At 63.8% G+C, this 14314-nt stretch carries 19 protein-coding genes; 1 reads left to right on the top strand and 18 read right to left on the bottom strand.

Annotated features, from left to right (window positions below):
- The first annotated feature begins 86 nt into the window (after positions 1–86).
- A complete protein-coding gene (locus IEV82_RS18050; RefSeq protein WP_188483476.1) occupies positions 87–647 on the top strand; it encodes a DUF3489 domain-containing protein in 561 nt (186 codons plus the stop codon).
- A gap of 3 nt (positions 648–650) precedes the next feature.
- Here the strand turns inward: IEV82_RS18050 and IEV82_RS18045 are convergent, their stop codons facing one another.
- From IEV82_RS18045 to IEV82_RS17960, 18 genes are all read right to left on the bottom strand, one after another.
- A complete protein-coding gene (locus IEV82_RS18045) occupies positions 651–1019 on the bottom strand; it encodes a DUF6481 family protein (protein WP_188483475.1) in 369 nt (122 codons plus the stop codon).
- Between the two features lie 175 nt (positions 1020–1194).
- Positions 1195–1866, bottom strand: a complete 672-nt coding sequence (locus IEV82_RS18040; protein WP_229747906.1) for a COG3650 family protein — start codon at positions 1864–1866, stop codon at positions 1195–1197.
- Between the two features lie 108 nt (positions 1867–1974).
- Positions 1975–2196, bottom strand: a complete 222-nt coding sequence (locus tag IEV82_RS18035) for a DUF7220 family protein (RefSeq protein WP_188483474.1) — start codon at positions 2194–2196, stop codon at positions 1975–1977.
- Positions 2193–3521, bottom strand: a complete 1329-nt coding sequence (locus tag IEV82_RS18030) for a site-specific DNA-methyltransferase (protein ID WP_188483473.1) — start codon at positions 3519–3521, stop codon at positions 2193–2195. Before IEV82_RS18030 ends, IEV82_RS18035 begins: the two co-directional genes overlap by 4 nt.
- Positions 3522–3935: 414 nt before the next feature.
- Positions 3936–4313: a DUF6362 family protein gene (locus IEV82_RS18025; protein WP_188483472.1), complete on the bottom strand. Its 378-nt coding sequence runs from the start codon at positions 4311–4313 to the stop codon at positions 3936–3938.
- Positions 4306–4506: a hypothetical protein gene (locus IEV82_RS18020; RefSeq protein WP_071796301.1), complete on the bottom strand. Its 201-nt coding sequence runs from the start codon at positions 4504–4506 to the stop codon at positions 4306–4308. The genes IEV82_RS18025 and IEV82_RS18020 overlap by 8 nt, the downstream gene beginning before the upstream one ends.
- Complete coding sequence (locus IEV82_RS18015; protein WP_188483471.1) at positions 4503–4991, bottom strand: hypothetical protein; 489 nt, start codon at positions 4989–4991, stop codon at positions 4503–4505. Before IEV82_RS18015 ends, IEV82_RS18020 begins: the two co-directional genes overlap by 4 nt.
- A gap of 390 nt (positions 4992–5381) precedes the next feature.
- Positions 5382–7661: a PriCT-2 domain-containing protein gene (locus IEV82_RS18010; protein WP_188483470.1), complete on the bottom strand. Its 2280-nt coding sequence runs from the start codon at positions 7659–7661 to the stop codon at positions 5382–5384.
- The gene (locus tag IEV82_RS18005; protein ID WP_188483469.1) at positions 7661–7885 is read right to left on the bottom strand and encodes a DUF6511 domain-containing protein; all 225 of its coding nucleotides are present in this window, start codon (positions 7883–7885) and stop codon (positions 7661–7663) included. The genes IEV82_RS18010 and IEV82_RS18005 overlap by 1 nt, the downstream gene beginning before the upstream one ends.
- Positions 7882–9621 (bottom strand): DEAD/DEAH box helicase, encoded by a 1740-nt coding sequence (locus IEV82_RS18000; RefSeq protein ID WP_188483468.1) that lies wholly within the window; start codon positions 9619–9621, stop codon positions 7882–7884. Before IEV82_RS18000 ends, IEV82_RS18005 begins: the two co-directional genes overlap by 4 nt.
- Positions 9615–10559, bottom strand: coding sequence for a PDDEXK family nuclease (locus IEV82_RS17995; protein WP_188483467.1), 945 nt, complete (start codon positions 10557–10559; stop codon positions 9615–9617). Before IEV82_RS17995 ends, IEV82_RS18000 begins: the two co-directional genes overlap by 7 nt.
- Positions 10559–10921: a hypothetical protein gene (locus IEV82_RS17990; RefSeq protein WP_188483466.1), complete on the bottom strand. Its 363-nt coding sequence runs from the start codon at positions 10919–10921 to the stop codon at positions 10559–10561. Before IEV82_RS17990 ends, IEV82_RS17995 begins: the two co-directional genes overlap by 1 nt.
- 65 nt (positions 10922–10986) lie before the next feature.
- The gene (locus tag IEV82_RS17985) at positions 10987–11502 is read right to left on the bottom strand and encodes a DUF669 domain-containing protein (protein ID WP_188483465.1); all 516 of its coding nucleotides are present in this window, start codon (positions 11500–11502) and stop codon (positions 10987–10989) included.
- 19 nt (positions 11503–11521) lie between these two features.
- Positions 11522–12268, bottom strand: coding sequence for an ATP-binding protein (locus IEV82_RS17980; protein WP_188483464.1), 747 nt, complete (start codon positions 12266–12268; stop codon positions 11522–11524).
- Positions 12268–12765, bottom strand: a complete 498-nt coding sequence (locus IEV82_RS17975) for a hypothetical protein (RefSeq protein WP_188483463.1) — start codon at positions 12763–12765, stop codon at positions 12268–12270. The genes IEV82_RS17980 and IEV82_RS17975 overlap by 1 nt, the downstream gene beginning before the upstream one ends.
- Entirely contained in the window at positions 12758–13537 is a 780-nt protein-coding gene (locus tag IEV82_RS17970) for a hypothetical protein (protein ID WP_188483462.1), read from the bottom strand. Before IEV82_RS17970 ends, IEV82_RS17975 begins: the two co-directional genes overlap by 8 nt.
- Entirely contained in the window at positions 13534–14022 is a 489-nt protein-coding gene (locus IEV82_RS17965; protein WP_188483461.1) for a hypothetical protein, read from the bottom strand. The genes IEV82_RS17970 and IEV82_RS17965 overlap by 4 nt, the downstream gene beginning before the upstream one ends.
- Positions 14023–14066: 44 nt before the next feature.
- Positions 14067–14314, bottom strand: a 248-nt coding sequence (locus IEV82_RS17960; RefSeq protein WP_188483460.1) for a hypothetical protein, incomplete at its 5' end; no start/stop codon positions are given.

Genomic DNA, 14314 nt, shown 5'->3' with positions numbered 1-14314 from the left:
ACCCGCTCCCGGTCCCGCCCGTCGACTGGCGGGCTTGACCTCGTAGAAGGGCCCGCATCCCGCGCGCCCCGATACAGGAGACGACGATGACCAAGCTTTCCGACACCCAAGCCCTGATCCTGAGCGCCGCCACCCAGCGGCCCGAGAACATCGCCCTGCCGCTGCCCGAGAGCCTGCGCGGCGGGGTCGCCGCCAAGGTGGTCGGCGCGATGCTCGCCAAGGGCTTCCTCGAAGAGGTCGACGCGGACATGCGCAAGGGCGAGCCCGTCTGGCGCGAGACCGGCGACGGCCACGGCGTCACGCTGGTCGCCACCGACGCAGGCCTCGCCGCCATCGGGATCGAGCCCGAGGACGCGAACCCCGCGCCTGCGGACGCGCCGATCAAGGAGCCCGCGCCGGACAGCCCCACCGAAACCGGGGACGTTCCCAAGACGCGCACGTCGCGCGAGGGCACCAAGCAGGCGAAACTGATCGAGATGCTCCGGCGACCCGACGGCGCCACGATTGAAGAGATCGCCGCCGCTACTCAGTGGCAACCACACACTATCAGGGGAGCCTTCGCCGGCGCGCTCAAGAAGAAGCTCTCGCTCGAGGTGACATCGGAGAAGGTCGATGGCAGAGGACGATGCTACCGTATCGTAGCCTGAGCGCTACCGCCGTTTCGCTTTTCGGTTGGCGTAGCGCCGGTCGCGTTCGGCTTTTTGGGCGGCTTCATCATTGGCGACGCGGGAGCTCCGGTCTTTCTTGATCGTCTCACGCGCTTCCGCCTCGGCTTTGGCTGCAACTTCTGCAGCCAAAGCATCACTCTGAACACGCTCCTGCTCTTCGAGCTTTATCCGTGCTCGCTCCGTCTGCCGTGCCTCCCTGGCCGCAGCCGTCGCCAGACGTTCCTCATCCCGTGCAATGCGGGTCGGTTCGGCAGCTTCCTTGGCAGCACGGTGGGATTGAAGCAGGGCCGCTTTGGCATCGGCAGCAGCACTGCGGCGACCCTGGAAATCGTTCTCTTTCGGGTTTCTCATGTTCATGTTCCGCTGGCAGTGTTTTCGCTCAAGACGTCAGGCCCGTGCGACGTATTGCAAGAAACCCGGCGGTGCCAGCCCGAAGTGCTTTTCAAACTCCTTTTCCAAACAGCTCGTCGACCCATGTCCGCCCCGTCCGAGCGGCGGCAGTCGCGTGCGCAACCGCAAACGGCGTTCAACGCGTAGCGATGGAACAGCAGCCTGTCAGCATCTGCGCCTCGTCGCCCTCCACAAGGATCAGAGTAACGTCGAGGCCGTAACTGCGGTCGGACATCCCATCCGAACAAGCCATGGGCACGATCACCGCCGTCATGCGGCGGGATTCGCTCTGTACCGATAGCGATCTACGCGGATCCCGAAAAATGCCACTCGAAACCACCTTTTCGATCCGCATTACGGCTCCATGCCTGTCCGGCGTCGAGAACACCACGTCGTCTCCCTGAGGCCGGAACAACCAGAACGGCTCATTCCCAACGCACTGCAAGCTCTGCGGCAAGGTTCCGGGGGTCCAGACATCGACCTGATAGGAAAGGAAGCGCAGAGCAGCCCAACCCGTGCGTTCACCCGTGTTGATCCGGGCCCATTGTCCGGTCGCATCATGTCCCACGACTTCGATATCGCGAGCGTTCGGTTCGAGCGTCCCGATGATTTCAGCACCGGCATTGGGCGCCGCCCGGATGTTCAGCACGTCGTTTGCAGCAACTCCTGTAACATCGAACAACGTGGGCAGGATGTATTCCTGCGTTGCCACCGCTGGCGCGGCCACTCCAAGAAACAGCCCGATCAAGAGCACCTGTGCAGCAGCGCGCCCAGGGAAGGCCATGCCATTTGCCCGTTTATGATCCATTGGTTCACCTCATCTGCAGCGTCGGACCTCTCGCGGTCACATGGAGGACGGCAGGTCCGAACAGCGCTCAGCATACAGCGAAACAGGATCCTCGCGTCACTTTTCTGGTCAATTTGTCCACACCCGTATCGCTTCGAACACCCGTCGCAAGGCATAGCTGCGACCAAGCGAGACTAGGGTAAAAATCAGGCCCAGCTTCAGGTTCTGCGCCAGCGTCGCGTGCAGCCCGAAGATCGGGAAGATCAGGATCTGCGTGACGACCGCGACTCCGTAGCCGACAGCCACGTTGGCGACGGCCTCGACCAGCGACATGAGGCGGGACTGTTTCATGCGGCCGCTTCCTCGTCCTTCGCGGGCTGGCCCAGCCGCTCGACTTTGGACTCTGCGAAGGTCCGACCGTCACCATCGAGGATCGCCTCGCGACCGGTTTCGACCTGCCAGCGCTCCACGGCGACGTCGATGTAGGCCGGGCTGATCTCCATCGCGAAGACGCGGCGGCCATTGGCTTCGCCCGCCATGATCTGTGAGCCGGAGCCGGAGAACGGCTCGTAGCAAAGCCCGCCCCGCGCCACATGCTGGCGCATCGGGATGCCGAAGGCGTCGAGCGGTTTCGGCGTCGGGTGGTCGGGCCGGTCATCCTTGGCGAAACTCGGCAGCGCCCATGTCGATGGCAGCGTTTCCTCGGCCACCTTCGGCGGCCGATTGGGGCGGCGCCAGCCCATGAAGCAGGGCTCGTGCTTCCAGAGGTAGTGCGACCGGGTCAGAACCCCGCGGTCCTTCACCCAGATGATCTGCTGATGGACGAAGGCGCCGGCTTTCTCCCAGCAAGCTTCCAGCATCGCCTGACGGCGCGAGGCGTGCCAGCAGTACCAGGCAGCGTCCTCGGTGATGGCTTCGGCCACGGCCGCTGCGATGAAGCCGTCGTAGAGTTCCGACCCTTGGCTGCTGTCGTCCCAGGTCGTGCCATAGGACGCGGACCAGTCCTTGTTGCGGGTCGGATGGTTCGAGCCGTCGTAGTCGACGAGATACGGCGGGTCGGTCGCGAACAGGATCGCCCGCTCGCCATTCATCAGGCGGCGCACATCGGCCGCGCTAGTGCTGTCGCCGCAGAGCAGACGGTGGTCGCCAAGGATCCAGAGGTCGCCCGTCCGCGACGCCGGATTGCGAGGCGGTTCGGGGATGGTCACCGGTGGCACGGAGCCGCTAGCACCATCTTCGTCGCCGTCCCCGTCCGGCACGAAGGCCAGTAGCTTGTCCAGTTCACCATCGGAAAATCCGACCAGCGACAAGTCGAAATCCTCGGCCAGTAAATCGTTCAGTTCCGCCGACAGCAGCGCCTCATTCCATGTTCCGAGTTCGGTCAATTTATTGTCGGCGATCCGGTAGGCGCGGCGCTGCGCCTCGGTCAGATGGCCAAGCACGATCACCGGCGCTTCGGTCAGCCCGAGCTGCGTGGCGGCCAGCACGCGCCCGTGGCCTGCGATCAGTTCGCCATCCTCGCCAACGAGGCAGGGCACGGTCCAGCCGAACTCGGCCATGCTGGCGGCGATCTTGGCGATCTGGTCCGCGCCATGCGTTTTCGCGTTTTTCGCGTAAGGCTGGAGCTTGGATAGCGGCAAGGTCTGGATCGCGTCCGGGGCAAAGCTCAGGGTCATGATGATCGGTTCGCTTCTATGCGGTGGGACCTTGGATTCCGGACACCGGCAGCCAGCCTGGACTCCGCAAAGAATCCAGCGGCCACAGGACGTATTCGGCTCCAAGAGTTTGTTTTGTTGTGGTTTTCAGCAGGTCGCGGGTGGATACCCGCTGGGGTGGCTTCCCAAAAAACGGGCCCTGACGCTGGCGACATTGCGCGCTTCGCCCGCCAGCATACGAATATCGCCAGGAAGGAACCAGAAATCAGTGGATTAGCCGACTGGATGCCCGGCTGAAGCCAGGAATCCATGCCGGTATCCACTAAAAAGGACGGGGCGAGCCGTCTTCCGACGCACTCTCCCCATCATGCCTAACGGATAGCACGGATATGTTGCATGTGTCGAACACAAAAGTGTTGCAACACATTGGAGTCGCTAAGCATTCAGCCTTGAGGCAATCTTGGTCAGCGCCAGCTGCCAGCGACGCCATGCCGTCGTGCGGTCGCAGCCGAGTTCCCCGCTGATCTGCTTCCACGGCACACGGGCCGCGCGCGACCACACGAGCTTGCGCTCCGCCTCCTCGATCCAGAGCACCCAGTCGAAGGTCTGCTCAAGCCGGGTGATCGCAGCGGCCGAGGGCCATACCCGCATCGGCTGCGGTTCCATCGCCGCGATCTCGCGGCTGGTCCGCACGATGTCGGGCCAGGTGTTGAAGTAGCCCTGCGCCTTCACCGGCGGCAGCTTGCGCAGGGTGCGGAACGCCTCCTCGAAATGATCGGCGACGCAGTCGGCGGTCCATTCGCGATCAGCCATGACGCGCCTCCCTGTCGGAAGGGCGCGGGCCGTAGAGCTTCTCGCCGAGCTGGCGGACCAGTTCACGCTCCGGCCAGGTGAGGCGGTCGTCATCGGCGGAGACCGCGAGGACGCCCTGTTCTCGCCAGCCCTCACGCTTGACCTGTTCGGGATCCCGGCGCCGACCGCCGTAGCCGTGTGGATGCCATCTCATGCGACACCCCCGTTCGTCTCGATCGCCCAAAGCAGGATGGCAATGGCGTCGGCCTCGTTGTCATCGGCCGGGCTGAAGCCGCGGGCACGGACGGCGGCGACCATGGCGGCCTTGTCGGCGTTGCCCTTACCCGAGGCGTGACGCTTGATCGTGCCGACCGGGACGCCCTCGTAGGGCACGCCGCGCAGCTCGGCCCATGCGGTCAGCGTGGCCATGAGCCCGCCGTAGATGTGGCTCGCGTCGGTGCCCGCGTGGCGGCGGACCTCCTCGAACCAGATCGCGGCGACGGGCCCCGACAGCCGGTCGATCTCGGTCAGCCAGCCAGTGAAGCGCAGATAGCGCATCCCGCCACCGTCGAAGCGGCCCGGTCGGAAGCTCACCGTGCCGCTGGTGATCAGACTGTCATAGCCGCGCAGGGCCCAGCCGGTGGTTGTTCCAAGATCGAGCGCAAGGATGGTGCGCGGGTTGTGTGTGGGTTCGGCCATGCCGACCTCCTCTACGCTTTAGCGAGCGTGGCGGGAGGGCTGGCCGGTGAAGGCTGCGGTCTCGCCAGGCCCCGAAGGGTGGTCTGGTCATGTCAGGCGCGGGCGAGCGGGTCGCCCGGCAGATCTTTCAAAACCTTCAGAGGGGTCTCTTGAAAGATTACCGCCCCTAAGTGTTTGTCTTATATAAGTAATATATAATCTTTTAATTATTCAATACTTCAATAGATACCTCTCTCCTAATATTTAAGGCGCGCGCGCACGCGTACAGGGATAAGGGGTCCTCTTGAAAGATTGAAAGATTTGAAGGATCTCGTTTTTTCCTTTTATCGCATGAGTTTGACCCTATGCGATGCTTCAAGATGAGGTTCAGCGGGTTTGAAGGTTCTCCGGTCAGCCACCCCACCGCGCCATCCTGTAGACCATGGCCTGCTTGGTCGATGACCCGCGCATGCCGGTCGTGATGTCCCCGCTCTCGATCAAGGTGAGCAGGATTTCGTCCCGGTCGCGCGATTTCAGCCACTGCGAGACTCGGGTGATCTCGGATTTGGTGATGCCCTTGGCCCCAGCAGCCCGGATGATCTCCTTGAGCCGTTTCAGGTGGGCCTCGGTCTCGGTGTCCGCGACATGCCGCTCGACCGCCTCCATCGTGCGCTGTGCATAGTGCCGCACGAAGGTAATGGCCCACTCCGCCACCGTGATCTCGATCTCAGGTCGGGTCGGATCACGCCCTACAGCCACGATGAGCGCGAGCTTCAGGGCATTTTCGCCGATGCGGGCCAGGATTGACGTATAGGCCGTGCCAGCCGCGGCCCGCAATTCTTCGGTCAGCTCGATGCTGAGTTGGCGAAACCGGGCACGGGCGTCGTCGTTCATCGGCACGATCATCGGGTTCACGGCGGTGTTCTGATCGGCGGTCTTGCCGGTCAGGTTGCCTTTCCTGACCCCACCGCCGGCGGCGATCAGTTGCAGTCCTTGGATCAGCGCGGGTGGCGCCTGCCGGATTCCCACGGTGATGTTCTCGTCCGGGTAATCCTCGTCGCTGGGCAGGATCAGGAAGCGGGCAAGCGAGCCGTCGACCACGTTTGCCCCCTGCAATGCGCCCCAGAAGTGCAGCGGGGTCGTGGTGCCGTAGACGCAGAGGCAGGGTTGGACGATGTCGCGCCGCTCGTTCGAGCCGTCGCGGTTGGCGTATTCCGCACCAAGGAAGATGCCGCCTGCGGCCGTGAAGAGCTCGGTCATGTTGTCGAGGATCTCGGTGATGTGGCGGGGGCTGCGCTTGCGGTCGGCGGCAGCCGCGAGGAACATGCCGAACTCGTCGATCTGGAACAGGATCGCGGGCTGGCGATGCAGCGCGGTCAGAAGCCCTGCACCGGAGGCGATCTTGTTGCCCCCGAGATGGTGGGCCAGACCGGCCTCGAAGAAGGTCTCGTTGATGATCTCGCGGGCGTGGTTCTTGCCCGACCCGCTGTCGGCAATGCCCACGACGTAGAGGTTCGAGCGCAAGTTGCTCTCCGTCCGGTACTGTCGGCCCATCAGCGCGCCGATGGCGCAGAGGCTTGCCCCGAGCGACAGCAATGGCTGCGGACGCCGGGCGGTGGTCAGCATGAAATCGGTCAGATTTCCCACCAGACCGTCTGGGATGATCAGCGAATAGGCTGGCGCCGGTGTGGGCAGCGCAGGTTCTACGGTCGCGACGTCCAGCCGCGACAGGAGCCCCGCCGCAGGGTGCTCGGTTGCCTCCATCACGCTGCCATCGAGGCGTAGCGCAGGGTCCGGCTGCCAGCCGCGCTCCATGGCGAGATGGTAGATCGTGCCCGCGCCGATCCGGTCGGGCTTGAAGCTGGCCCAGGCTTTGGCCGTGGTCGCGGGCATGTCCTTGGCAGCCTGCGCGGACCACTCGGCAAAGAGATCGGCGCCAGCGTCCCCGAGTGCGCCCTTTAGCGCCATGCCGATGCGCATCCAGCTGTCATAGTCGAGCTCGGCATTGGGCAGCCACGCGAGGGCCGCCTCTATCGCGGGCAAGGTGCCGATCTGACTGTGGCTGCGTGAGGCCTCCGCCGATGGCGAAATGACGGCCAGCCCGCGCTGTCGCAGGGCCTCGGGCAGCAGCGGGTAGGCCTCGTCGAGGAAGGCTGAAGCCGCTTCGGCCGTGATCTCCGGCAGATCGCTGATGTCGATGTCGGCCAGCGCCTCATCTGGCCAGACATAGGGCGCACCGGTATCGGGGTGGGTGGCATAGGCCAGGAACTGCTGCCCGAGGCACAGTATTTCTAGCGGATGACGCTTGATCCCGCGAAACGGCTGCGCAGCGCGATAGACCAGCATCCGTTTCGGGGCCCTGCCGATGCGCAAGGCGGGCGTATCGCCAAGTCGGGCGCGCGCCAGACGCTCGATATGCAGGGCCAGTTCGGCATCCTCGACGATATCGATATCGACCGCCGCCACCGCGCCGCCAACAATACCGATCCCGCAATCGGGCCAGCTGGACCATGTCGAGACCTCCACATCCGTGGTGGCGCGCTCAGTGTGGCGGTTCCATTCCGGGTAATCGGTCCATGCACCCCGCTTGAACTGCCCGGGCTTTTTCGTGCCCGGGCCGATCGGCAGAATGGCATAACCGTTGGTGACGAGCCGCGCGCCAAAGCGCGCCATCCAGGATGTGTCAGCCATCAGAAGGGCACCTCGGGGGTCATGGCGTCGAGCCGGGCAAGGTCCTTGGACGCAAGCGCGCGCCGGTGGTCGCAATATCCGGTGACAACCGCGTCTATGAAGCGGTCCCACTCGGTCTCGGTCAGGGTGGCGAGATCGGATTTGTCGATGCTTTCGAGGTATTCGCCGCCCTGGCAACCGCCGACGGTCATGGCCTCGCTCTCATTCGGGGTGGGATCGATCATGCCCTTCCTCCTGTGGCAGATGTCCTGGCAGGCGCGGGAGCAGAGGTGCTGCCGACTTGCATCCCGCCGCTGGTCCGAGATGCGGAAACCTGCGTCGAACCAGCCAAAGCCGAGAGGTTGCCGGTGGCAGACGGCGCAGAGGCCGGGGTGGGTTTGGCGCATGGATCGAACCTGTATCCGGAGATTTCAAAATAGCGACCCGAGGGGCGGACCGAGATGTCGCTGGGGCATGCAAGACGGCCTGTTTGCGCAATCGCCTCATTGACGCTGAGCGGAACGGGCAAACCCGGCGCGCGCTTGCGCCACCAGTCCGTTGCCTTCTGGCGGGCGTAGCCCTGATGCTCGATGCAGACCCATTCGCTATAGGGCGTGAGCCCGCAGCTATAGGTGACCTTAAGCGAGGGCAGCCCGCCCAGCTTGTCGTGGCGGCTATAGGAGATGCCATGCACCGGCAGCCATTGCGGTGTTTTTGGCGATAGAATTGGCAATGCGGCAGCGGTGGGGGCGATTTTCACCTCAAGGGCTGGGAATTCGTATCCGCAATCCGGGCATTCAGTGGCAGAGAGCGCGATGATGCTCTCGCACATGGGGCAGACCTTTGTGGGTGCCTCGCCCCCACCGCCCTCACCAGGGCGTTTGGGCCGCACCAGATCGATCGGACCATGGCGACGGACATTGCCCGCAAAATCCAGAACAAGGCAGTTTTCCTTGCCAGCGCTGAGCCGCGTGCCGCGACCCACCATCTGGACATAAAGCCCGGCTGATTTGGTGGGGCGTAAGAGCGCGATGAGATCGACGCCGGGTGCGTTGAAGCCGGTCGTCAGCACGCCCATTGAGGCCAGCGCGCGTATTTCGCCGCGCTTGAAGGCCGCGATGATTGCATCGCGCTCGTCCTTGGGCGTGTCGCCAAAGATCGTGCTGCAGCTGATGCCCCGGCGCTGGAATTCCTCTGCAACATGACGGGAATGTTCGACCCCCGAACAGAAAGCCAGCCAGGACTTGCGAACTTTCCCGTACTCAATGATCTCGTCGACAGCTGCGCGGGTGATAGCCTCCTGATCGACCGCAGCCGCCAGATCGCGGGCGATGAAATCACCAGCACGGGTGCCAACCTTCGACACATCCAGCCGCGTGGCAGGCTGCTTGGAAACCAGCGGGCTGAGATAGCCCTGATCGATCAGATCGCGCACAGGCGCTTCAAAGGCGATGTCGGTGAAGAGTGCGTTCTTGCCTTCATGGAGCATGCCGCAATCCACACGGAATGGCGTGGCGGTCAGTCCGATCACCTTCAGCGCCGGGTTAATCTGGGCCAGCCCGTCGAGAAAGCGGCGATACATGGTGCTGGAGTTGCCCGGGATCAGATGCGCCTCGTCGATCAGCACCAGATCGGTATGGCCGATTTCGCGGGCCCGGCGATGGATCGACTGGATACCTGCGAACAAGACGCGCGCCTGCGCCTCGCGCTTGCCCAGACCCGCCGAATAGATGCCCGCTGGCGCGTCAGGCCAAAGGCCGATCATCTCGGCATGGTTCTGGGCGATCAGTTCGCGGACATGGGTGACGATCAGGATGCGCTGATCGGGCCAGGCCTTCAGCACGCCCTCGATGAAGGCGGCCATCACCAGGCTCTTGCCGCCCGCCGTCGGAATGACCACCAGCGGATTGCCGTTGCTGTTCTGGAAATAGCCGTAGATCGCGGTGATCGCGGCCTGTTGATAGGGGCGCAGGGTCAGCATGCAGAGGCCTCCGGAGTGCGGGCGTCGTTTGTCCAGGTGGAGCCATCGGCCAGGCGGTAAGAGACAATGTCCTCGCCCGCATCGATGACCTCACCCGGCACGAGATCGGGGATGAAAAGATGTTTGCTGCAGGCCGCACGCTGCTCGATCGGGGCCAGCATTCGATCGTGCCGGGCGCAATGCCACCCGCCATCGACTGCGGTGGAATGCAGGCAGGACCGACAAGTCACGGCGGCACCGCCACCTTCGTGGCAGGCAGCACGGTGATCGCAGAACCGGCATTCAAACCATGCCGGGTCCTCGCTGATCCGCGCCGGGGGGTGCTGGGCGAAGATGACCCGACCGGCTTTCTCGAGCAGGCGTTCTGCCATCGCGCCGTCGGCCTCGACGCGCTCGATATGCAGCGCGTCGGTGTTCTTGCACACCGCCATGTAAAGCGCGCGCGTGATGCCCGTCAGGTGCATGTAGATCTGCATCTGCGCGGCATGCTGGGGCTTGGCCTGCACCACACCTTTGGCGGTCAGCTCGCTGAAGCTCTTTACCCCATGAGTCTTGAACTCGAGCACATGCCAGGTTTTCGGGGCCTCCAGCAGGCAGAGCGCCACACCATCGAGCGAGCCTCCGAAATGCCCGCCATGAGCCTCGACACGGAATTGGCGGCCAGTGTCCGGATCGACATCAAGCACGGTTGCGCCGGTGGCGCGCAGGTTGCGGACCAGTCGGTCCTCTTCCAACTGCCCGGTCTCAAAGAGGCGCAGCAGGCGACCGGAATGGCGCGAGGGCGTAATCCAGCGGAAATCATACCAGAGAGCGCGGGCACAGGATTTGCCGATGATCGACGCGCCAAGATGGTCACGGAAACCATCACCCTGCCGGGCTTCATAGGACGCATAGATCGCCGCGAGCGTCGGCGTTGGCGGTGCGGGAAGATCAGCCATCACAACCCCTCCCGTTCGCTGCGGGCCTGTGCCTCGGTCAGAATGCCGTCCCAGGTCGCAGGATCATGTCGTTCACGCAGCACGCCGATCAGGGCGTCTTTCAGCTTTTCGCGGCGACGGCGGCCGGTGCCTTCTGCAAGCAGTTCCGCCCGTTCACGGCACAGGTGGCGCAGGGCGGTCCGCGCGCGGTGGAACCAGTCGGGATCGATGGGCTTGTGGCCACGCTGGCGTGCCAGATCGGCGGTTGCGATCTGCGTGCGGATCTTCGCTATATCGTCGTCGAGGTCGATCAAGCGGCGCTGGTCATCAGGCAAACCGGGAGTGGTCACAGCCACAGGGGCTGTGTTTTGCAGGTCAGTCATGGGAATATCCTTAGATGGGTTTGGGCGCTGCCCCGTCGCTCAGTGGGACAGGGCAGCGCTGTGCCTCAGCTCTTTTTGTTCCAGGGTGCGGTGGCCATCTTGGGCGGGGCGGCAGCAGCCTGCGTTATTGGCGGTGCTGCGGGGATTGCAGCAGGCTTGGCAGCGCGTGCCGGAGCTCCCACCTGTTCGGGCGGTAGATAGGCAATGGCGTTACTTTCGCCGTAGCCATTCTTCGGCGGCTTGATCTTCACCTGGATCGTCATCGGGATCAGGTGCAACTCCTCGCTGTCGCTGACATGCATCCGGCCCGTCGCGTGGCAGATGGCCGACAGCGTGCGCTGCGCGATTTCCACGGTGGTCGGGTTCGGGTTCACCAGGTTCAGTTGATCAAAGATCTTCCGGCCCTTGTGTTCACCATCGAGGATATCGAGCATGAGCCAGAGAAACTGGCCCATGCCGTTGCGCGTGACGCGCATCTCGCTTTCCACGATCTGTGCACGGTATTTGCCAGCGGGCAGCAGCTCGTAGGGAGTGGTGGGTTCGACGCTGGTCGCGTCAAAGGACGTGTCAAAACGTGCCATGGTCTTATCCTTTCAAGGCTTAAGCGGATTGGGGCATGGCTGCGAGGAACTCCGACCACTCGAGCGGCAGGGTGTCCGGCAGGCCGTAACGGTTCTTGGCGAGGAAGGCGGGACGCTCTTCGGTGTGCATGACACGCGCGCCGGACCCGAGCGCCCGGGTCACCTTCTTGTTGAAACCGACATCGGATTTGGCGACCGAGATCTGGTAGTTCGCGAAGAGCACCACATCGGAATGCTCCTGCAGCAGCGCCGAGGCACGGGTCTGCAGCTTGATCACATACCGGTCGTAGGGTTCGTGCTCGGGGCTGTCGAAACGCTTGATATCGGTGTGGGCAATCTGGATGACCACCATGCCCTTCCGGTCGCGTAGCGCGTTCAGCTTGTCGAGATATTCGCGCCAGACGGTCAGCGCCTCGGCATAGCCTTTGCCAAAGCCCGGGGTTTCGATCGACTGCCAGCCGTTGCGCTTGCACGCCTCGGCCCAGATCAGCGGCTCCAGCCAGTCGACGCTGTCGACGACGACGGTGCCATAGTCGTGATCCTCATCCAGAAGCGCGTCGAGCGCCTCCGCCACTTCGGCATAACTGATTGCCAGCGGAAAATGCGGAACCTGCAGCTTGCCAAGCCCGTCCTCGGTCATGACGAACACGGGCCGGTCCGCATCGGCGGCAAAGGTGGATTTGCCGACACCGGCCACGCCATGCATCAGGATGCGTGGCGGTTGGAGTGCCGAGGTGGTGCGCAGAGATGCAAGAGAGATGGCCATCAGTGAACTCTTTTTCCAAGATTAAAATCGGGATTGGGGAGCGGCTGGATCGCCGGCGCTGCGGTCACGGCCGCAAAAAGCGCATCAAGACGATCCGCCTCCGCCACGCATTCGATACCCTTGCGACGCATGAACCGCCGCGCGTCATCGAGCAGCTCGGGCTCAGTGATCATGTCAGGGACAGAGACATATTCCGCCGCGCTCTCGACGAAGTAGGATTTCGAGCGCAGGTCCTTGACCAGCGGCGCGAAGGCCGCACAAACCTCTGCGAAATCCGCCTGGTGCCCCCTGTCGTCGCGGTTGCGCAGGATGCGCTTGACCTCCGAAATGATGCCCGTACGCAGCATGCGCAGCGCCCCTTCCTGCCGAGCCTGCGTGCAGGTCAGCGGGAAAGCCGCCTCCATCATCTCATCTGCGATCCTGGGGGCGTTGTTACCCAGACGGGACGCGTGATCCCAGACGCGTTCGGCAAATGCCGCTGATTGGCTATCAAGCATCAAACCACTCCTTGATTTTTGTGAAAACTGCCGACCCTTCGGCGATCGCCTTGGCATCGAGGCCGTGAAACGGGGCATTCTGCGCCTCGCGCATGCCCTTGCGTGCATGGGCGAGGTTCTCGTCCGTGGCCCATTCGGCAAATGCGCGGAACGTGCCGGTCACATGCTGCCAGGCCGCTTGCGCAGGTGTTGGCGGAACATGGAGCGGGTTCCGGCGGCTGGGCCGGCGCTGCGGGCGCAGCCCGCGCATGGCGGCATTCGCCACCATCTTGCGCAAAGCCGCGCGCGTTGGCTCCTCGCCATGCTCCAGCTTTTCATCCAGCGTGCGGCGGACAATGCCGGGATCGGCTGCTTCGGCGCCGCGTATCTGGCGGGCTTCATGGATTTGGTCCCTGCGAAGACCGATATCTGCCGCCGTGGCAGGACGAACATCGTTGTCGGTCCCAACGATGTCTGTGCGAACAGACCCCCTTGCGACCTCGCCGCGCGCCTGTGCGGCGTCATATTCATCGGCGAGCCGGCGCTTTGCAGCGGCCTCGATTTCCAGAGCATCCGCCTGTGCACGGTGGGCAGCAGCCACGAGATCGTCATGCGCAGCCTTGGCACTGTGAAGACGGGCCATGCGTTTGGCGACATCGTAAGCAAATCCGGCCATATCACGCGCCTCGAGAACTTCCGCGGCGGATTTGGCACCGGCCAGCATCGTCGACGCGCGGTCGATCAGGCTGGGAAGGTCCTTTGGCGGACCCGACACGGGGGTGATCAGACTCATTGATCGCCCCCCTGCGGGACGATCTCGATCTTCAGCGTGCCGGGACGGACGGTGCGCGCGGGTTCGAAACCGGCGCGGATGGCGTCGGGCCAGGCGGCGTATTTGCGCTCGGGCACCTTGAAGGCGATGTCGACATACTGGGCGGGATCGTCACCGGCCACGCGGATGCGCTCGACCATGGCGGCGAGGCGATCCTGATCCCAATCGACCCGTTTCGGCAGATCAGCGACCACGGTGAAATCGCCGTCAATGAGCCGGATCGTGCCGGTGTCCTTGCCCGCCGCCTGCCGTTCCTCGGCGGCGCGGGTGGCGTAGCGGACCGTCAGCGCGCCATCGAGGCGAGCCTTCGCGACCTTGGTCCGCGCCATGCGCTCATCGACGTCGCGTTGCAGGATGGCCAGCAGTTCGACGGGCAGCTGCGCGATGTCCCGCAAGCCGAGGCCCGGCAGATCGTCGACAGTGGGAGTGTTCGTGGGGAACGGCATGAATGGGTCTCCATGATCAGCAAAAAGGGATTGAAATGCGGTCATCACGCGGCCTCCTGCTCGGCCAGCAGAAGTGCCGACAGAGAAATGGCGGCAGCTTTGGGCTTGGGCCGGGCGACGGCAATGTAGGCGAAATGGTCGGGCCCCACGCGCTCCTGCACGAGGTGCACGAGGCCCTGTTCGGCGGTCCAGAAGGCCCGCGATCCAAGCCTGCTCAACTCGGAGCGTGCCGCATCCGACAGCTTTGAAAACACGGGGAAGATGTCGAGCACCAGAAAGCCGCGATGGTATT

It is taken from the genome of Marivita lacus (assembly GCF_014637725.1).
GTDB lineage: Bacteria > Pseudomonadota > Alphaproteobacteria > Rhodobacterales > Rhodobacteraceae > Marivita > Marivita lacus.
Note: the sequence above shows the minus strand (reverse complement) of the source record. Positions and strands in the feature narration are given on the sequence as shown.